We start from the raw sequence: 19,385 nt of genomic DNA, 5'->3' as shown, positions 1-19,385 counted from the left end.
TCGATCCCTTTTTGTGGATGTCATCAACATTCAGCTGTTATATATCGTTCGATTGGATAATCTTCTAGAGGTAATACTGTCGGTTTTTTCATAACCAGTTGGGCTAGTTCATGTCCAACGAGAGGTCCGGCAGTGAGGCCGGTTGAGCCCAGACCGCTGGCAGCATAAACACCCGTCATCCCTGGAACATGTCCGAAGAAAGGCGCAAAATCTGACGTATAGGCACGGGTTCCAGATCGATAGGCGCTGATCGATTCTGTTTTTAACTGATGAGAAAAAAGATCAGCTGTTTCAGCCAACATTTCCTGCAGCATTACTTCATCGATCTCCAGATCAAATCCTTGATCGTTTTCATGCGTTGCTCCAACAATCAGGCGACCACCTTCAAATGGAATAATATCCGTCTCTCCTTCCGGCATAATGACCGGCCAATTATGCGTATCTGTCTGAGATAATTGAAGCTCCATCAGTTGGCCTTTTTGCGGGCGGATATCTACCTTGTACCCTAGAGGTTCCAGCAAGGAAGGCAGCCAAGCAGCAATAGCGAGAACAACTTCTTCATACGTATCTTCTTCTATCTGTGTCTGAAGTCGATAGTTTTTTTCCGTTATGCCGAGAGCTTCAACGCGTTCTTTTTTCAACTGGGCACCATTCTGTACAGCTTTTTCCAGCAGCAGTTCGACTAAACTTCGACCATCTACTCGCGCGCCGCCCGAAGCCCAGAGCGCAGATGCTGTCCCTGTATAGAGTGGGATTTTACTTCTGATTTCTTCAGCTGACAAGATAGCGAGCGAGCCGATTTCCGGGGCTGCTTCTCTCCGTTTTATCCCGATTTTCAGTAAATCCTCTAAGTGTTTCGGATTTTTTTTAAATAACAACGTACCGACTTTCCGGTAAACTGCAGGCGGAATGTCCTGTCCTGAAACTACTTCTTTTAAAAAGGTCGGATAAAATGCAGCCCCTTCTTTGACCATCCGGTACCATTTTTTGTTTCTGCGTTTAGATAACCAGGGGCTGATGATACCGGCAGCGGCGGAAGTCCCTTGACCGATTCCTTCATCATAAATCGTAATGTCCAGATCAGGTTCTTTACTTAATACGTAAGCAGCAGAAGCACCCACTATGCCTGCTCCGACAATAGCTACTTTCTTTTTCTTCATAACAAACACCTTTCTGTTCTCTCCTGTACTAGTGTACCATGATTTTTTTAACTTCTTCAGTGGTACAAAAAAATCAATATAAATTTTAGAGTTTAAGTTGACAAGCTGAAAAGAACAAGGTAATATGAGAATCACATTAAAGATGACAAAGGAGAAAGCTCATGACCTTCGATGCGAAGCAGACAGTACAATTGAATATGAACTGGCAAAGCTGGCGTAGATCGTTGTAGATATGAGACTCTCTCATGGATGCAACGTTTAGAAATTTTCTAAATTTTGTATCTATGCGGGCTTATTTCTCTAGAAATTTTAGATAATCGACCACATAGATCTTGTGATATCTATGTGGTTTTTGCTTTTTAGACTGAAAAGGCAATTTCCACTACTGAAACTTAAGTGGGAATTGCCTTTTTTTGTTCAGCTGAAAAGCCGTTGATAAAATCGTCATTCAATGAAGGAGTTGGTTCAGATGAAATCTGACTGGGACTGGAACTGTAAAAACAGATGACGTAAAAATAATATTGATTTTAAAAAAGTTAAAATAGAGAGGGATTATTAAAATGAAGAAAAAAGGTTTGATTATAACAGTTGCATTGATATTTCTTGTACTAGCAGGAGGACTTATTCTTCCCATGCTTGGCTCAGGGGAAACAGAAACAGCAAGTAAAGCTTCCGAAAGCGAAGCGGTAACAGAAGAAAAACTGCAAATCGGAATTCTGCAGACAACAAGTCATCCGTCACTTGATCAGATTACTGAAGGAACGATTCAAGGTCTAGCAGAGAATGGATATGCAGAAGGAGAAGACGTTGAAATCGAGTTCCAAAATGCACAAGGAGACCAGAATTTAATGAATACAATGGCTAAATCACTCGTTGAGGGAGGAGCGGATCTGGTGATCGGGATTGGTACACCAGCGAGTCAAGCACTTTCTAATGCAACTAGTGACATTCCAGTCATTATGGGGGCTGTCTCAGATCCGGTTGGCTCAGGTTTAGTAGACTCACTTGAAAATCCTGGTGGAAATATTACTGGAGTAATGAATAAAGCGCCAGTAGAGGATCAACTTACATTTTTGAAAGAGATTTTACCTGAAACACAAGAAGTTGGATTGCTGTACAGTTCCGGAGAAGATAATGCTCGTGCAGAAGGCGAAAGAGCCCAAAAAGCTGTTGAAGCGTTAGGGATGAATGCAACGACATACAAAGTTTCTAATACAAACGAAATTCAACAGATGGTCGCAACCATGGCAGATGAAGTAGATGTTATCTATCTTCCGACAGATAATACGATTGCTAGTGCTTTTAACACAGTTGTCAGTGAAGCAGACCGTTATGATATTCCACTGATCCCTACTGTAGATAATATGATTGCACAAGGTGGTCTGGCAACAATCGGGATCAGCCAAACTAAACTGGGTGTGGAATCCGGAAGAGTGGCTGCAGAAGTCTTAGATGGAAAAGATCCCGCAGAATATCCAGTCTATATCGTTAAAGGCGGAGACCAGCTGATCAATATACAAAAAGTAGATGATTTGGGGATCACAATACCTCAAGACATTTTAGATAATAGTAAAATTGTAGAACCGATAGCAGAAGGAGAGGAATAACCATGTTCATAAGCTTGATCATATCAGCGATCGCTGATGGACTGATTTGGGCTGTGCTGGGTATTGGATTGTACTTGACATACCGAATACTGAAATTTCCGGATCTTACAACAGAAGGCTCATTTCCTTTAGGCTCTGCTGTAGCCGTTACTGCAATTGTATCGGGCGTTTCTCCCATACTGTCAATGGGGCTTGCGGTGCTGGCTGGTATGGGAGCAGGGCTTGTGACTGGACTGTTATACACTAAAGGAAAAGTCCCCGTTATTTTAGCTGGAATACTGGTTATGACAGGACTCCATTCTGTCATCCTGTTTATCATGCAGCGTCCTAACCTCAGTCTGCTGAATCATGACCGTATTTACTACTTTTTCCAAGGACTGCCAGACTACTATGATGTCGTTTTTACAGGGATGATCGTGTTGGCCTTATTGATCATATTGTTGCTGGGATTCTTTTATACCCGACTGGGACAAGCCTTCATTGCGACAGGAGATAATGAAGAAATGGCTCGTTCCCTTGGTATCCATACAGATAAAATGAAAATTTTAGGTCTAATGATTTCAAATGGAATTATTGCGCTGGCCGGTTCGCTGGTAGCTCAAGAATTAGGGTACGCTGACGTCAATGGTGGTACAGGAGTCATTGTCATAGGACTGGCTTCACTGATCATTGGAGAAGTTCTATTTGGTAATTTGAAACTTGGACAACGTTTAGGTGCTGTCGTCATCGGAAGTATCTTATACCAGTTGCTGCTGCTTGGCGTTATTCAGCTTGGGCTGGATACAACCTATATCCGAATCTACAGTTCAGTGATTCTAGCAATCTGCTTGATGATTCCGCAGATTAGACGTTCATTGAACTTAGGAACGCTGATCGGGAAAGGAGAAAAAGCGTGAGTGCATTACTAGAGTTGAAACAATTGACCAAAATCATTTCCAATCAGGCCGATGAAGACAATAAAATCCTGGATAGCGTAGATTTCACTTTAAATGAAGGTGAGTTTGTGACTGTTCTGGGTGGGAACGGGGCCGGGAAATCTACTTTATTCAATAGTATTACCGGTTCAACAGAAACAACAGGCGGAACGGTTCAGTTGAATGGAAAAAACATTACTAACTGGAAAGAAGAAAAAAGAGCGGGATATATCTCCCGGGTTTTTCAAGATCCTAAAATGGGAACAGCTCCTAGAATGACTGTAGCGGAAAACCTCTTCTTAGCTCAACTTAGAGGAAAGAAGAAGACGCTGAAGCCGCGCGGATTGAAGAAACAAAAAGCGGGTTACCAAGAGCTGTGTGCTTCAATTGGTAACGGATTGGAACGACATATCGATACTCCAGCCGGTCAATTATCGGGTGGGCAGAGACAATCGCTGAGTTTACTGATGGCAACGATGTCTCGGCCGGAGCTTTTGCTGCTGGACGAGCACACAGCTGCTCTCGATCCTAAAACGTCGAAACGACTGATGCAGCTGACCGATGAGCTGATTAAAGAACAACGTCTGACTTGCATGATGATTACGCATCAAATGGAAGATGCACTCGTTTACGGAAATCGTCTGATCGTTATGAAAGACGGTGAAATCACACTAGACCTGAACCAACAGGAAAAAGATCAGATGACCCTAAAAGACCTGTTGAAACTATTTGAAGAAGACAAACTGACTCCAACTATTTGAAAAAGTTTAATAAGGAAAGCAAAACAGCCGACTCGCTCGGCTGTTTTTTCATTTTCCGGGTGTTTTGTAAAGGGAATACTCGTCTGCAGACGAGTATTGACGGTTTGAGATGATTGCCGGGCTTGATGGCTGGAGAGAGGGGGGCGTTTTTGGAGGTGAGGGTGAGATTCAGCGAGATAAATGGGAAGCAGAGAAGTAACATTAGGAATAGAGGTGGAATTCAGCGAGATAAATGAAGAAGATGGAAATAACATTAGGAATAGAGGCGGAATTCAGCGAGATAAATGAAAAAGATGGAAATAACGTTAGGAATAGAAGTGGAATTCAGCGAGATAAATAGGAAGCAGAGAAGTAACATTAGGAATAGAGGTGGAATTCAGCGAGATAAATGGGAAGAAGAAAAATAACGTTAGGAATAGCAGCAGCATTCAGTGAGATAAATAGGAAGCGGAGAAGTAACGTTAGGAATAGAGGTGGAATTCAGCGAGATAAATGGGAAGCGGAGAAATAACGTTAGGAATAGAGGCGAAATTCAGCGAGATAAACGGGAAGCAGAGAAATAACGGTAAGAATAGAGATGGAATTCAGCGAGATAAATGTAAAACAGAAAAGTATCGTTAGAAATAGACCGGGATTTGATATAACGACCTTAAAGAAACACCACATTCATGCGGGACACTCAATTAAATACTTCTCTAATTATATAAATTAGTTTAAGGATAAATGAACAATTTATTATTGAGGTGATTAGAATGGAATTCATGAAAATTAGAGAAAAATCTAAGCTGTTAAAAGGCTTAACTTATTTAGATAAAAGAAGTACTCTAAATGAAGCGGATAAAAAGCTTTTGACAAATCTCGAAAAAGGATTTGAGGGAGAATCTTCCTTTGACAAGATGCTTAAAGAACAAAGGGAAGCGGAGATAATTGTATTAAACGATTTGCTGCTTATGAACAGAGGAGTATCTTTTCAAATCGATTCATTAATCATTTCATCAGATACAATCTATATAAATGAAATCAAAAATTATAAAGGAAGTTATATACTCAATTCTGATGATTTTACCACGTTGAAGGGTACAGATATTCCTAATCCTAAAATTCAACTGGTCAAAATCAAAAGGAATGTCGCAGCTTTATTACAAGACTGGAATAGCAATTATAAAATTGAAGCGAATGTTATTTTTGTTCACCCTAATTTTACGCTATATCAAGCACAAGTTGATGATCCATTTATTTTTCCATCGCAAATAGGAAAATTTCTGGCTGAAATGTCAGATGACAGTAATCAATTAACTAAGCAACAGTATTACTTAGCTAATAAGTTTCTGCGATTGCATCAAGAAGATGTGCCCTATCAGAAACAAATGCCGAGTTATCAATATCAATCGCTAAAAAAGGGTCTATCTTGTATTGAGTGTGATACATTTAATTTAGAAATTAAAAGACAGTATTGTACCTGTCGAAACTGTCTTAAAAGGTACACAGTGAAAGATGTTATTTTAAATAGTATTGAAGAATTCAATTTCCTATTTCCGTCTATCCCTCTTACGACCAATATTGTGTACGAATGGTGTGGAGAAGTCGGACACATAGTAAGGATAAGAAGCATCCTAAAACAAAATTTTACATCAGTCGGAACCACCAATGGGACATACTATCATTAAAAAAAGCCCATCCGGCAGTGGATGAGCTTCTTCAAATCGATTAAATCCAGATTATTCGCTGACTTCGAAGGCTGGTTCTAAGTGGCCATTTTCTGCCAGTTCGTTCAAGTAGTCCATGACTTCTTGGCTGGTAAAAGCGTCTACGAGTGCTTGAATTTCATCAGAGTCTTGATTGTCTTCGCGTGCAACAACTTGGATACCAAACGTATACTTGTCATCATCTTCTAAAATCAAAGCGTCGTCTGGTGTTAAACCAATACTTTCAATGTAAGTCGGGTAGTTGAAGACTAATTCAACACCGTCTTCATATGATCCTGTCAGATTCAGCAAGTCAACATGTGTAAAGGTTAAGTTGTGCGGATTTTCTTTAATGTCATCAACTGTTGCTTCAAATCCCACCCCATCAGCTAGTGTGATCAATTCGTAGTGGTCCAGGATCATTAACGCACGAGCTTCGTTGGACGCATCGCTTGGAATCGCTACTTCAGCACCGTCTTCTACCTCTTCGATTGAGTCATAAACAGGAGAATAAAATCCAACGATTGGGTTGTAGATCGGCTGCAATGCAACTAAGTTACCGTCGCGTTCTTCATTGAACATTTCCATAAATGGCTCGTGTTGTGCAAAGTTTGCGTCCACTTCTTCATTTAATAAAGCTTCGTTGTATTGAATATTGTCAGAAACTTCTACCAGTTCAACAGAATATCCGTCTTCAATAACATCTCCGGCAATTTCTACGATATCTGTCATTGGGGGCAAGTGTGAAGCCACTTTGATCACAGTATCTTCTTCCGTTGAAGATGCGCTGTCAGACTCCGTGTTTGCTGCATCTTCATTTCCGCAAGCAGCTAACAATAGAGCGGTCGTTCCAAGTAATAAACTTTTTTTAAACATAATGAATTCTCCTTTTGATCAAACGTTACCGTTTGTCGATTGATTTAGCTAGTTTCAATCCCAGTCGCTGGAAGATTTCTACTAGAATGATAATTAAAATAATGGCCGTGTACATAATGTCTGTTTCGTAACGTTGATAACCGTAGCGAATGGCAAAATCTCCGATCCCGCCGCCGCCGACTACCCCCATAATGGTAGAGTAAGAAACAAAACTGATCACAGCAGTCGTGAACCCGATAACCAGACTGCTTCTGGCTTCAACATACATAAATTTCCAGATTAATTGCCAGGTCGTTGCGCCCATTGATTGTGCCGTTTCGATAATTCCTTTTGGAACACCGAGCAGGGACTGTTCAACAAAGCGAGCATAAAGCGCGATCGCAATGACGATCATTGGAAAAGATGCCGCTACAGAGTCTCCGGTTGCTCTTCCATAGATTTGCCGGATAACTGGCTGCATGGCGACGACGAGCAGCAAGAACGGGAAGGAGCGAATGATATTGACAATAATATTGAGCATGCTGTTAAAGATGCGATTGGACATCGGCCGACCAGGCGTCGTCAAGAACAGTAGAGTTCCTACGGGCAGACCTAATAAAATGGCTGCGATCATTGCAAAAGAAAGCATAATCCCGGTTTCCCCAAGGCTCTCGATCATACGTGGTGCAAATTCACTGACCCGTTCCAAGTAAGTGGATAGAAAATCAGTCATGGCTCAACACCTCCATTGCTCGTTCGCGATAAGGTTTCACATTTCTAGCAGTTGATGAGCGCTTGACCTCAACCATATTGACAACTTTTCCGTTCTCCATAATCGCTGCTCGGTCACAGAGTTCTTTAATGACTCCCAATTCATGGGTAACAATCACAATCGTCATCCCAAACTCTTGATGGGCTTTTTTCAACACATCTACGATTTCCTCTGTTGTATTCTGGTCTAATGCTGAAGTAGGTTCATCGCAAAGTAACAACTTCGGTCGAGAAATCAATGCTCGAGCGATTCCTACCCGCTGTTTTTGACCGCCGCTCAACTGAGCAGGGTACTGATTTTTCTTGTCAGACAGCCCTACAAATTCCAGCACCTGATCAACAGATAAAGGATGTTCGTATCGATGCAGGTTCAAAGGCAGCGCTGTATTTTGCTGGACGGTTTTGTTACTCAATAAATTAAACTGCTGAAAAACCATTCCGATTTCTTTCTGGTGCTGACGCAATGCTTTCTTAGACAGTTGGTTAACTGTCCGGTCATCAACAATGACGGAACCGCTGTCTGGACTTTCTAACGCATTAATGAAACGCAGCAATGTCGACTTTCCTGCGCCGCTTTCACCGATTACACCAAATAATTCATGATCTTCAATCGTCAGACTGACCTGATCAAGCGCACTGACCGGACCGTCTAGACCGCTGAATTTTTTTGAAACATTTTGGAATTGAATCATAGTAGAAATAACTTCTTTCTTTTAAAGTAGTGTTTGACGATCGTCAGGAACAGTGATTCAAACACGACTTATTATAAGGGAGCGAAAGAGGATTCTGCAATGAAATCTATCGATTATGGACATATCGACTTGTGAAAAAGGAATAAGACAAAAAAAGGATAGTAGAACAAAGGTTGGTGGAATAGCGTTTGGTCTAGGGAATTATAGAAGTTGAAGGCAAGTGCTGCACACAAATTAAAAGACAAAATTGTACGTAACGTTAAATGCAACTTTTTTTTTATCGATAAATGCAAAAAAACCACCTGCCGAAGCAGGTGGCTAAAAAGGAGATGGATTGACTACTTGGAGGAGTAGTCAATCAAAAAATAAGTTGGTTGTTGTGGGTATGATTATAGTATAGAACCTAGATTTGAAGAAGTTGTGATGAACACATGAAAAACCAGCAAATTCTAAAAAAGCTGACAATAAGTAAAACCGCCTTTCCTCTAAGGAAAGACGGTTATGGGGGATAAAGACATATCTAGTCTTTTGTGTTTCCATATCAAGCATTATATACAATTCAATCAGGGGAGAAAGAAAGTTCAGCTTTTTATAGAATCATTTTCTTTTCAAAAGAATTTCCATAAAGTGGGGGTACTTTACTTCATTCAATATATGGGGGAGAAAAGAAAAGTGTTTTTTATTTTTACACTATAGATAGTTTAGCAATAAACGGTCTGTTTTTCCTTAGAATAAACTAAGGTTTTCAGTATGCTACATTATAATTTACTCAGTCAATCGTAATTATTGTAATGCATTTACCATAGCTTCGTTAAAAGCAGGTAAATCATCTGGTGTACGGCTTGAAATCAAACCGGAATCATCAATTACCACTTCTTTATCATGGAAATTTGCGCCGGCATTTTTCAGATCAATCGCTACTTGAGAGACTGAAGTAATGTCTTTACCTTTGACGACTTCTGCATTGATCAGTAATTGAGGTCCATGACAAATTGAGAAAATCGGTTTCTGGTCACCGGCAAATGCACGAGTGAAGTTCAAGAAACGCTCATCTTTACGGAGCTGATCTGGAGAAAATCCGCCTGGGATGAGTAAAGCATCAAAATCTTCTGGAGAAACGTCGTCAATACTTTTATCAATCGTAACGGAAGCTTTGCCTTTTTTACCTTCAACGGTTTCGCCAGCTTCAAACCCGATCGTGACAACTTCATGTCCTGCTTTTTCGAGTTCTTCTTTTGGTGAGGTAAATTCTACATCTTCGAATAATTTGGTGATGACTGTTGCAACTTTTTTACCCATTATTGAATTCCTCCTTTAATTTTCTATATACAGTTTACCGCGGTTCAAAACAGGGTTCAAATCTAATGCTTATGATGAGAAAGTCAGTGTCTGCATTAAGTGATTTAGGCTAAATTGTTTACTGGGATATGGTATGATAAAGAAAACAGGGTACGTGAATACTGGATTTTATAAGGAGTGATGAGAGATGAATATTGCATTGATTGCTCATGATAAAAAGAAAGACGATATGATCAAATTGGCAACAGCCTACAAAACGATCCTTGAAAGTCATACGCTGTTTGCGACTGGAACGACCGGCAAAAGAATTATTGAAGAAACAGGGCTAGATGTCCATCGTTTTAAATCGGGACCGCTTGGAGGCGACCAGCAGATCGGCGCGTACATATCAGATAATAAAATGGATCTGGTGATTTTTCTTCGTGATCCGCTGACTTCACAGCCTCATGAACCGGATATTTCTGCGCTGCTGCGCTTGAGTGACGTTTATGAAATTCCACTAGCAACTAATGCCGGAACTGCAGAAGTTCTATTGAGAGGGCTCGATGCCGGGTTTTACGAATGGCGTGATCTTTACCGCGGGAAAGGTCGGGAAGATCTGCCATTATAGCAGTGCCGACTTTGAAATAAGCATACAGATTTAATCGTTGGAAAGGAAGTACCATGGAAGTATTGATCATTATTGGCGCTATTCTGATGGTTTATGGAGGAATCTCGCTGAGATTTCCAAAAAAGAAAGAACAGAATATGCATCGAAAAAAGGACGATAATCAAATTTTTCGTTTGTACCAGAATTTGTATATTATTGGCGGATGGATTGCCCTGATAGCAGGCATTCTCTTAGTTATTTCAGGAGTAATTGTTTATGGATTAAATCGCTAACTGAATGAAGGGCAAAGAAAAAAGCGAGTTATTATATTACATAGTAACTCGGCTTTTTATTTGAAACATTTTCAGTTTTAAGTTCAGTCTAGCGGTCTCTAAGCCTGCTTCCGCCTCTTGGGGTGTACGAAAAGTATTTAAAGCACCATAGAGCACTCAATCCGATCACAATGTAAGTAATTCGTGTACCCCATTCTTCTGGGCTGCCGAATACATATTCCACTACGTTGAAACCAATCAGTCCGATCAACAGTAAATGGATACCGCCAAGGATTAGAATCGCTAGTGCAGCTCTATCTAGTATTTTCAAGATACGTCCTCCTTTTTTACTAACTATTCCTATTTTACGCAATAATTCCAAAAAAGTCGATTGATAAAATTAAAAATCAAAGATCTGTATACGCGGAAACAGGAAAGTATGGAAAAATAGAGAGAAAACACTGCGACTGTTATAAAGTTCGTTTATAGATATGATATACTGGTTTAGAAGAAATTCTTTACGGATTTTTACGCTAATAGATAGGTTTGAATCGAAAATGACTGCTATATCGTTCGTTAATTGGAGGAACCTAATGAAAACAGATATTGAAATCGCACAAGCATCCAGTATGCTGCCAATCGAGGAGATTGCAGACAAACTGGAAATGACACAGAATCACTTAGAACTATACGGTAGATATAAAGCAAAAGTTACACTATCCAATCAAGACATAGAACAGAAAAAAAGCGGGAAATTGATTTTAGTGACCGCTATTAACCCTACGCCGGCTGGTGAGGGAAAAACGACGACCTCTGTAGGACTAGGTGATGCCTTGCAGAAAATCGGCAAGAAAACGGCCATCGCCTTAAGAGAACCCTCACTTGGTCCTGTATTTGGAATGAAAGGCGGCGCAGCAGGCGGAGGATACGCTCAAGTGGTGCCTATGGAAGATCTGAATCTGCACTTCACTGGAGATATGCACGCTATTGGAGCAGCCAATAACTTGATTGCTGCCATGATCGATAATCATATTTATCAAGGCAATGAATTAGGACTTGATCCTCGTCGAATTACATGGAGACGGGCTATGGACATGAATGATCGCCAACTCCGGTCGCTAGTCAGCGGTATAGGCGGGCATACAAACGGCATGCCTAGAGAAGATGGATTTGATATTACAGTTGCCTCAGAGATCATGGCAGTACTATGCTTGTCTCATTCAGTGGAAGAAATGAAAAAGAAATTGAAAAATTGTCTTATAGGCTATACTTTTGCCAACGAACCCGTAACGGTTGGAGATTTGAAAGCAGAAGGCGCTGCGACAGCGCTGCTGAAAGATGCACTGAAACCAAATCTAGTACAGACACTGGAACATACGCCGGCTTTTGTGCACGGCGGACCCTTCGCCAATATCGCCCATGGCTGCAACAGCTTGCTGGCTACTAAAATGGCGTTGGCGCATGCTGATTATGTGGTAACGGAAGCTGGGTTTGGAGCAGATCTGGGTGCTGAAAAATTCATAGATATCAAATGCCGGATAGGCGGATTGAAGCCAGATGCTGTAGTGATTGTAGCGACGATTCGCGCATTGAAAATGCATGGCGGTGTCTCAAAGCTTGCCTTAAACGAGGAGAATACAACTGCACTGGAAGCCGGACTGCCAAACCTGGTGAAACACGTGGAAAATATTCGGCAGGTCTATGGACTGAATGCGGTTGTGGCGATCAACACCTTTCCTCAAGATACGGAAAATGAATTGAACGTTTTAAAAGCAGCTTGTGAAAAACAAGGTGTACAAGTTGTTCAGTCTAATGTATGGGCTGAAGGCGGATCTGGCGGAGTTGAATTAGCCCAAGCAGTGGTTGACCTCTGCGACCAGCCATCTCAATTGACGTTCGCTTATGCATTAAGCGATACAATAGAAGAAAAAATCGAAAAAATTGTTCAGAAAGTCTACGGCGGATCTGGAACAGAATGGACTAGCAAGGCTAAACGAACAGCGAAAAAATTAACTGAATTAGGATATGGTCAGCTGCCGATCTGCATGGCGAAAACGCAGTATTCTTTATCTGACCAAGCGAGTCTTTTGGGACGACCTGAACAGTTTGAAGTGAATATCCGTGAATTATCGATTTCAGCAGGAGCCGGATTCATTGTAGTTCTGACAGGAAACATCATGCGGATGCCAGGGCTGCCTAAACGTCCGGCGGCCGAGCAGGTCGATGTTACAGAAGAAGGGAAAATCACTGGATTATTTTAAATAACAGAGGAGAAAAAAGATGACCGATCAATCTATTTCATCCTACTTGGATCAACTTCAGTCTAAAGAAGGGATCCCAGGAGGCGGAAGCGCCACAGCTTTAATTGGTGCGATGAGCGCTGCTTTGATTCGAATGGTTTCTGATATTCAAAAAGACAAAAAAGCCTATTTTGAACATAAAGAGAATATTTTAGAGATTTTAAAAAAAGCAGAAAACTTGCGGACATCATTTGAAGAGTTGAGCGAAGAAGATGCTCTAGCCTTCGAACCCGTTTCTCAAGCCTATAAGCTTCCGAAAGAAACCGATCAGCAAAAAGCCGAACGTCAAGAAGCAATTGAAAAAGGATTGCACGGTGCTGCACAGCCGCCGCTGAAAATGATGAAAGCGACTGTTCAAGTCTTGGAGTTATATGATAAACTGACGAAGCTGGATATTAAAGGTTCTATTGTAAATGATATTGCTGTCGGTGTTTTATTTGCTAAAACGACCCTTCAATCGGCCTATTTAAATGTACTGGTCAACACAAACGGCATCAAACAAGAACCGATTAGAAACGAGCTGGAAAGACTTGGGAATGTGTATCTGGTCCAAGGCGAAGAAATCGCAGATCAGCTGTATGCAGATTCAAAATATTATCTGATGCATAAGAAGTGGCCGCCTTCTGATGTAAAAGGAGTGCAATGATGACAAAAGTATTAAGTGGAAAAGAAGTTGCAGATAAGATCAATCAACAGACGCAGCAAGTAGTAGAAGAATTGAAGCTGATTCATCATATACCAGCTTTAGCGATCGTACGTGTCGGGGAAGATCCCTCTTCGATTGCTTACGAAACAGCTGCCATCAAGGCAATGAATCAAGTAGGTATAGAAGTCGAATCAATTGTTTTTCCTGAAGATGCTCCTTCAGAACATATTTTATCCGCGATCGATGATTTGAACGAAAATGCAGATACACATGGTATTCTAGTGATGCAGCCGCTGCCTGAATCATTATCCAGAAATGAAGTTGCATTGCGGATCAGCCCAGACAAAGATATTGATGGATTGACACCCAGTAATTTAGGGAAATTAGTTGAAAACGATCAGACTGGTTTGTGGCCGAGTACACCAAAGGCAGTAATGGAGCTGCTTGCCTATTATGAAATCGAATTGGCAGGATCAGATGTCTGTGTCATCGGCAGCAGTCCAGTTGTCGGAAAACCGCTGTCCATTTTATTATTAAATGCAGAAGCAACGGTTGCCAATTGCCACATTAAAACAAAAGACTTAACGCAGTATACAAGACAGGCGGATATCGTTATTTCTGCCACTGGGGCGCCTCATTTAGTGTCTCCTGAGCATGTCAGAGAAGGCGCAGTCGTGATTGACGTAGGCTACGGACAAGTCGACGGGAAGACCTGTGGAGATGTACAATATGATGCAGTAGCTGAGAAAGCTGCAGCGATCACACCAGTTCCTGGAGGAATCGGCACTATCACTACTGCGGTGCTGGCGGAACAAGTGGTCAAAGCGGCGTGGAAAATGACAAAAGCATCATAAAGGAAGGCGTACTGAATGGAAAAAGAAAAACTTCGGAAAAAAATCATTGCTTCATTACGGCAATTGTCCCCGGCAGAAAAGTCAGCCAAAGAGGAACAATTCTACAAAATACTATTTGCTTCTGAATTATGGCAGACGGCTCAAAGTATAGGAGTAACTTTATCCAGAGGGTTTGAATGGAATACGGCGCCCATTATTCAAAGAGCTTGGAAGGAAGGGAAAAGTGTCAGTGTTCCCAAATCCATCCATGCTTCCCGAGCGCTTCATTTCTATCAGATCGACCACTTCGATCAAGTGGGAGAAGGGTACTTTGGACTCAATGAACCCATTCCGGAAAAGACGAAGAAAGTCGACGATAAAAAGATAGACCTTATGATTGTTCCAGGGGTTGTATTTACCAAAAAAGGGTATAGAATAGGGTTTGGCGGAGGTTACTACGATCGATTTCTGAAGGGATTTACCCAACCGACACTATCGATCGTCAGCGAGTGCCAGCTAAGCGAGGATATCCCAGTAGAACCGCATGATATCCCGGTAGAATTTTTACTGACAGAAGCAGGCATTTCTGCAACCCTTTCTGCCGACCAGCACCACCTATCAAAATAAAAGATATAACCACGTATAAAATAGACGAAAAAGAGTAAGAGATGAGCGTTAAGTGCTGAGTGGATGGGATGTTGCCCTCAGACGAAAAAACGACCCGTTTTGCGACTCCTCTCTGCATCCGCTTGAAAGCTTAATCGTTTTTTAGCGAGGACTCTTTGACGAACGTTGGTCTGCTGCGCTCCAACTGCAGCGGACGGAAACTGTATAGATATCACTATGCAGTGCGTGAGTTCAAATTAAAGGAGATCTTCGAAATGAATAACAACTTTTACAGTAACCGACCAAAACGATCAAAATGGGAAATCAGAACTATTGAAATAGTCATCATTGGAATCCTGATCGCCATGAATATCGCATTGAGCAGGGTGGGCATCAGTACACCAATTGTCCGTATTACCTTTGCCTTTTTACCCATTGCATTGCTGGGAATCCTATTCGGTCCGCTGATTGCAGGGACTGCTGCAGCCTTTAGTGATCTATTAGCTTTTGTGCTGCTGGGCGGTGTCGGCGGATTCTTTCCGGGGTTTACGGTATCTGCCTTTATCGGCGGAGTGGCTTATGGATTCTTTCTGCATAGGAAAAACATTCACTGGTGGAGAATTGCAGCTGTTGTGGCATTCAATACGATATTTGTGAACTTGACGCTGAACACCATTTGGATTCTGATCTTGACGGGAAATCCTTTAGGAGTGATTTTACCGATTCGGTTAGCGCAAAATGCGTTGACGGCAGTGATTCACTTTGTAACGATCTGGTTTTTGGCTACAAATCCGCAGCTGAAAAATGTCTATCAGAAATTTTCTACAGCTAAAAAATGATGTCTTTATTGAAAGAATATCAGTAAGTAAGAGACCGACTATTGTCCACGGACAGTGTCGGTCCTTTTTTGTGCAAACTGAAGGATTTTTGACTAAGCAGAAGAGGAATCAGCTGCTTAAAGATACAGTAAACTTATTTCTGAATTCCTGAACGGTGTCCCCCGAGCAGCTTGGCCCGCTGCAGTGCCATCCCGCCTTGAACCAAGCTGCTGGCATGGAGAAGAGAGGTGTAGCCGTATTTTCTGCGGATATGATCGATCGTCTGGTCCAATGCCTCCCGGTCGATCAGCTGCTGCGGTTCTTCAAATAGACTTAACTGCAGCGACTGTTTCGGACGGATATGAGCAAATGTTACATTGACAACGCGTACTGGCTGGTTGAGATAGTGGCGTTCGAATAAAAGCAGCAGCGCGCTGACCAGTGCTTTTGAAGAATCGGTCGCTTCTATCGGCATTTGATGGCTGAACCCTCTTTCTTCAATATGCTTGGAGTAGCCTAGAGTCAGTTTGACAGTACTGGTCGTGACGTAATGTCTGCGCAGACGCATGGCGTTTTCTTCAGCCATTTCCCGGATCACGATTTCGACTTCGTGCTTATTTGTATAGTCCCTGTTCAAAATCTGATTTTTACTATAAGAAGTTGATTGGGGCGTAAAGGTTTCGGACAGCCGTGTTCGATCAATGCCATGTGCATGGTAAAAGAGCTGTTCGCCGATGACCCCCATTTTTTTCTTCAGCTGCCGCACATCGAACTGAGACAAGTCGTAAATAGAAGAAATGCCCATACGCATCAAACGTGCTTCGGTACGACTGCCGATCCCCCAGAAGTCTGCCATCGGATGGATCTGCCAAACGGTCTCTTGAACATTCTCATAGTGCCAGTTAGCAATGAAATTTTTCTTTAGATCATGCTTAGCGGCATGATCTAAAGCCAGCTTGGCTAACAGCGGATTATCTCCTATCCCTACTGTCACAACCAAGTTCAGTTCTTTCCATATTATGTATTGAATCTGCTTTGCAATGTCTTCTGCTGTACCAAACAGCTGCCGTGACTGGGTAACATCCAGAAAAGACTCGTCAATACTGTACACAAGCAGATCTTCGTTAGTAACGAACCGTTTGAAAATACGCAGGATTTCTATATTCTTTTCTAAGTAAAAAGCCATTCGCGGTTCTACAATCTGAATTTTAGACCGCCGCGGAATATCAAAAACACGCGAGCCGGTTTTGATTCCATAAGTTTTTTTGACCATAGGGGAAGAGGCCAGCACTAAACCGCCGTTATTTTCTGGTTTGCTGACAACAGCAATATACGCTTCAAGAGGATGCTGGTGGCGTTCGACAGCTTCAACGGATGCAAAAAAAGATTTTACATCAATACATAAGATATGCCGTCTAGGTTCGTGTGTATAATCGATCTGCTGAACCATTGTCTTTCTCCTTGCCGAATGTTAGTTTGGTTAATTATTATTATACGAACGTATATTCGAATGGTCAACTGAAAATATTTGCTCAAAAGAAGTGAAATAAGGGATTTATAGTAGAGTGCAATGTGTTATTATAACAATATAAATGCTGGTTTTCGTATTTAAAAGGGTATGAGTTTATAGTGTTTTAGTTTTGGGATAAAAAAATATTTGAAAAGCAAGAGTAAATGTTTTGATTTCAAAAATGCTGTGAATGTTTTTTTCATTTTTAATTGTTTGTCAACACAGATGAGAAAGCAATAGAGTTTTTTAGTCAGTACATAAGCAAAATTAGTCAAAAACAGTAGAAAGGATTTTATACTTGAAAAGCAAATGGATTATAGTGGTTTATTTTGTATTAGTATTTGCGATAGATATGATATTTACAATTTTTCGAGAGCCGTTCAGCTTAGAAGGCGTTATCCAATCGCTGATTCATACGGTAATGTTTACGGTCGTTTATATACTAGTTAGATGGTTTGACAAAAAGTATCTAAGATCCGAATCAGATAAATCGTGACTTTTTACTTTGAAGGGAGAACGGCAAAATGAAAGGTGGAAAACGATTTCTGGCGTTAATGATGAGGATGTTTTTACTTGGTACATTTCTTATTGTATATCTTTCGGAAGATGAAAGTGATATGAATGGTGTAGAATATTTTGCGAATCAGTCGACGCCTAAACCGCCGAACCTGACCATTCGACTAAATGAAGAAAAATTAACACCGATTTTAGGGACGTACAGTTGGTCTGAAGAAAAGGAAAGTGGGAGCACAAGTGTGGAAGCAGAGGCAGAAGTGCCGCCGGTATTAACTTCGGATCAAGAACCATTCCAGGTTACTGCTGATACGAGTATTGTACTGGACTTTGAAAAACAACCTGAAACCTACTCGGTGAGAGTCTGGAGTCAAGATAGTACGATAGCCGGCGAATCTAAAGAAGTAAAGCTTCCAGAGCAAGGAGAAATAATTTACGAAATAGTCGGCAAGTGGAATGAGGGGACTGCAACTTATGTCTTTAAGCTGGTTGCAGACTAAAATAACTCAGTTTATTGAGAAAAAAGGAGAAAAATATGCTTTCAATGCAACCATTTTATGCCATGCTGATGGCGCTTGCTTATGTGGGGCTGGTCTATTTATCAGTGAGGAAAGAAAAGAAACCGATCGCTTATAGTATCACTGCTTTTTCTGGCGTTTTACAAGGAGGGTTTCTTTTTCTCTGGTTGAGAAGATCGGTGTACTTAATGACGACTTCGAACGTGGGATTCGATACTTATGCTGACTATTATGGATTTATCGAAGTTTCTTACTTTGTATTAGCGATAGTATTGCTGCTCATCCTAGCCTGGTATGGCGGACGCAAAATTTTGAAACAAAAACACTTCCCAGTATTAAGGGTAGGTTTCTTGGTCACTTATATAGCTGCACTATTTGGCGTCTTGATCATCGGCCATCCAGCTTTTATCTTATTGTATTATGGGTTTGCTCCTTAGAGCTTGAATACAGTTCAATACTTTTTACCATAAAAATACAGCATCGCCAGATGATACATCCGGCGATGCTGTATTTTTGCATGTTATCCATTTAGTCGTGTGATTATTTACCTTCTACATAAGGAACAGCACTAACGTTTACGTCGATGTTGCCCATCGTTGCTTTAGAGTAAGGGCAGTAGTGGTGTGCTTTATCTGCCAGTTCTTTAACTTTTGCATCTTCTAAGCCTTCGATACCGACTTCGATGTCTGCACTCAACTTGAATCCGCCGTCTGTTGGGTCTTTTAATAAATGAACCGTTAAGGTTACTTGGGATTTGTTGGTGATTTTTTCTTCTCGTTTGTAGTGATCTAATGCAGCGTGGTAGCAGGCACTGTATCCTAATGCAAACAACTGCTCAGGATTTGTACCGTTTCCTGATCCGCCCATATCTTTAGGTGTATCGACTTTTACCTCATAAGAACGATCTGGTGTGTGACTTTCTCCATTACGAGCACCTGTATTGACTGATGTTGTAGTGTAAACGGGTTTATCTGCCATCTTTAAATCCACTCCTTATTTTTTTATTCTATTGAAAGTATAACACTCCATATCATAT

22 protein-coding genes and 1 riboswitch are annotated in these 19,385 nt (G+C 41.2%); of the genes, 14 read left to right on the top strand and 8 right to left on the bottom strand.

Annotation, left to right across the window (positions count from 1 at the left end; genetic code table 11):
- Positions 1-23: 23 nt before the first annotated feature.
- Positions 24-1,160: an NAD(P)/FAD-dependent oxidoreductase gene (locus tag B6F02_RS02070; RefSeq protein WP_080146069.1), complete on the bottom strand. Its 1,137-nt coding sequence runs from the start codon at positions 1,158-1,160 to the stop codon at positions 24-26.
- Positions 1,161-1,720: 560 nt separating this feature from the next.
- On the opposite strand from B6F02_RS02070, the gene trpX reads away from it, so the two are divergent.
- The 4 genes from trpX (at position 1,721) to B6F02_RS02050 (ending at position 6,109) form a co-directional block, all read left to right on the top strand.
- Positions 1,721-2,767: a tryptophan ABC transporter substrate-binding protein gene (gene trpX / locus B6F02_RS02065; RefSeq protein ID WP_080145754.1), complete on the top strand. Its 1,047-nt coding sequence runs from the start codon at positions 1,721-1,723 to the stop codon at positions 2,765-2,767.
- Between the two features lie 14 nt (positions 2,768-2,781).
- A complete protein-coding gene (locus B6F02_RS02060) occupies positions 2,782-3,663 on the top strand; it encodes an ABC transporter permease (protein ID WP_080146068.1) in 882 nt (293 codons plus the stop codon).
- Entirely contained in the window at positions 3,660-4,442 is a 783-nt protein-coding gene (locus B6F02_RS02055; protein ID WP_080145753.1) for an ABC transporter ATP-binding protein, read from the top strand. The genes B6F02_RS02060 and B6F02_RS02055 overlap by 4 nt, the downstream gene beginning before the upstream one ends.
- Before the next feature lie 752 nt (positions 4,443-5,194).
- Positions 5,195-6,109 carry a nuclease-related domain-containing protein gene (locus B6F02_RS02050; RefSeq protein ID WP_080145752.1) on the top strand — a complete coding sequence of 305 codons (915 nt, stop codon included), beginning with the start codon at positions 5,195-5,197 and terminating at the stop codon, positions 6,107-6,109.
- Positions 6,110-6,160: 51 nt separating this feature from the next.
- On the opposite strand, the gene B6F02_RS02045 is transcribed toward B6F02_RS02050, so the two are convergent.
- From B6F02_RS02045 to B6F02_RS02025, 4 genes are all read right to left on the bottom strand, one after another.
- Positions 6,161-7,003, bottom strand: a complete 843-nt coding sequence (locus B6F02_RS02045; RefSeq protein ID WP_080145751.1) for a MetQ/NlpA family ABC transporter substrate-binding protein — start codon at positions 7,001-7,003, stop codon at positions 6,161-6,163.
- A gap of 25 nt (positions 7,004-7,028) precedes the next feature.
- Positions 7,029-7,715: a methionine ABC transporter permease gene (locus B6F02_RS02040; protein WP_080145750.1), complete on the bottom strand. Its 687-nt coding sequence runs from the start codon at positions 7,713-7,715 to the stop codon at positions 7,029-7,031.
- Complete coding sequence (locus B6F02_RS02035; protein ID WP_080145749.1) at positions 7,708-8,445, bottom strand: methionine ABC transporter ATP-binding protein; 738 nt, start codon at positions 8,443-8,445, stop codon at positions 7,708-7,710. Before B6F02_RS02035 ends, B6F02_RS02040 begins: the two co-directional genes overlap by 8 nt.
- 783 nt (positions 8,446-9,228) lie before the next feature.
- Positions 9,229-9,744: a type 1 glutamine amidotransferase domain-containing protein gene (locus B6F02_RS02025; protein ID WP_080145747.1), complete on the bottom strand. Its 516-nt coding sequence runs from the start codon at positions 9,742-9,744 to the stop codon at positions 9,229-9,231.
- Positions 9,745-9,931: 187 nt separating this feature from the next.
- Here B6F02_RS02025 and mgsA point away from each other — a divergent pair, with 187 nt between their 5' ends.
- Together mgsA and B6F02_RS02015 are read left to right on the top strand one after the other, a co-directional pair.
- Positions 9,932-10,354 (top strand): methylglyoxal synthase, encoded by a 423-nt coding sequence (gene mgsA / locus B6F02_RS02020; RefSeq protein WP_080145746.1) that lies wholly within the window; start codon positions 9,932-9,934, stop codon positions 10,352-10,354.
- A 53-nt stretch (positions 10,355-10,407) separates the two neighbouring features.
- A complete protein-coding gene (locus tag B6F02_RS02015) occupies positions 10,408-10,626 on the top strand; it encodes a hypothetical protein (protein ID WP_080145745.1) in 219 nt (72 codons plus the stop codon).
- A gap of 88 nt (positions 10,627-10,714) precedes the next feature.
- Here the strand turns inward: B6F02_RS02015 and B6F02_RS02010 are convergent, their stop codons facing one another.
- On the bottom strand, positions 10,715-10,936 hold the full coding sequence (locus B6F02_RS02010; protein WP_080145744.1) for a DUF378 domain-containing protein: 222 nt from the start codon (positions 10,934-10,936) through the stop codon (positions 10,715-10,717).
- A gap of 262 nt (positions 10,937-11,198) precedes the next feature.
- Between B6F02_RS02010 and B6F02_RS02005 the strand changes: the two genes are divergently transcribed.
- From B6F02_RS02005 to B6F02_RS01985, 5 genes are all read left to right on the top strand, one after another.
- Positions 11,199-12,866 (top strand): formate--tetrahydrofolate ligase, encoded by a 1,668-nt coding sequence (locus B6F02_RS02005; protein ID WP_080145743.1) that lies wholly within the window; start codon positions 11,199-11,201, stop codon positions 12,864-12,866.
- 19 nt (positions 12,867-12,885) lie between these two features.
- Positions 12,886-13,551 carry a cyclodeaminase/cyclohydrolase family protein gene (locus B6F02_RS02000; RefSeq protein ID WP_080145742.1) on the top strand — a complete coding sequence of 222 codons (666 nt, stop codon included), beginning with the start codon at positions 12,886-12,888 and terminating at the stop codon, positions 13,549-13,551.
- A complete protein-coding gene (locus tag B6F02_RS01995) occupies positions 13,551-14,405 on the top strand; it encodes a bifunctional 5,10-methylenetetrahydrofolate dehydrogenase/5,10-methenyltetrahydrofolate cyclohydrolase (protein WP_080145741.1) in 855 nt (284 codons plus the stop codon). Before B6F02_RS02000 ends, B6F02_RS01995 begins: the two co-directional genes overlap by 1 nt.
- A 15-nt stretch (positions 14,406-14,420) precedes the next feature.
- Complete coding sequence (locus B6F02_RS01990; RefSeq protein ID WP_080145740.1) at positions 14,421-15,011, top strand: 5-formyltetrahydrofolate cyclo-ligase; 591 nt, start codon at positions 14,421-14,423, stop codon at positions 15,009-15,011.
- A 28-nt stretch (positions 15,012-15,039) separates the two neighbouring features.
- Positions 15,040-15,137: riboswitch (THF riboswitch) on the top strand.
- 128 nt (positions 15,138-15,265) lie between these two features.
- A complete protein-coding gene (locus B6F02_RS01985; RefSeq protein WP_080145739.1) occupies positions 15,266-15,829 on the top strand; it encodes a folate family ECF transporter S component in 564 nt (187 codons plus the stop codon).
- A 133-nt stretch (positions 15,830-15,962) separates the two neighbouring features.
- On the opposite strand, the gene B6F02_RS01980 is transcribed toward B6F02_RS01985, so the two are convergent.
- Complete coding sequence (locus B6F02_RS01980) at positions 15,963-17,258, bottom strand: Y-family DNA polymerase (RefSeq protein WP_080145738.1); 1,296 nt, start codon at positions 17,256-17,258, stop codon at positions 15,963-15,965.
- A 358-nt stretch (positions 17,259-17,616) separates the two neighbouring features.
- On the opposite strand from B6F02_RS01980, the gene B6F02_RS11045 reads away from it, so the two are divergent.
- The 3 genes from B6F02_RS11045 to B6F02_RS01965 are packed head-to-tail and all read left to right on the top strand — an operon-like array spanning position 17,617 to position 18,786.
- Positions 17,617-17,814 carry a hypothetical protein gene (locus B6F02_RS11045; RefSeq protein WP_080145737.1) on the top strand — a complete coding sequence of 66 codons (198 nt, stop codon included), beginning with the start codon at positions 17,617-17,619 and terminating at the stop codon, positions 17,812-17,814.
- A 28-nt stretch (positions 17,815-17,842) separates the two neighbouring features.
- A complete protein-coding gene (locus B6F02_RS01970; RefSeq protein ID WP_080145736.1) occupies positions 17,843-18,331 on the top strand; it encodes a hypothetical protein in 489 nt (162 codons plus the stop codon).
- 44 nt (positions 18,332-18,375) lie between these two features.
- A complete protein-coding gene (locus B6F02_RS01965) occupies positions 18,376-18,786 on the top strand; it encodes a hypothetical protein (protein ID WP_218672151.1) in 411 nt (136 codons plus the stop codon).
- Positions 18,787-18,889: 103 nt separating this feature from the next.
- On the opposite strand, the gene B6F02_RS01960 is transcribed toward B6F02_RS01965, so the two are convergent.
- Positions 18,890-19,327 (bottom strand): organic hydroperoxide resistance protein, encoded by a 438-nt coding sequence (locus B6F02_RS01960; RefSeq protein WP_080145734.1) that lies wholly within the window; start codon positions 19,325-19,327, stop codon positions 18,890-18,892.
- Between the last annotated feature and the right edge of the window lie 58 nt (positions 19,328-19,385).

This window comes from Marinilactibacillus piezotolerans, from assembly GCF_900169305.1.
GTDB lineage: Bacteria > Bacillota > Bacilli > Lactobacillales > Carnobacteriaceae_A > Marinilactibacillus > Marinilactibacillus piezotolerans_A.
The sequence above is the reverse complement of the archived record's forward strand: the minus strand, read 5'-3'. Positions and strand labels throughout refer to the sequence as shown.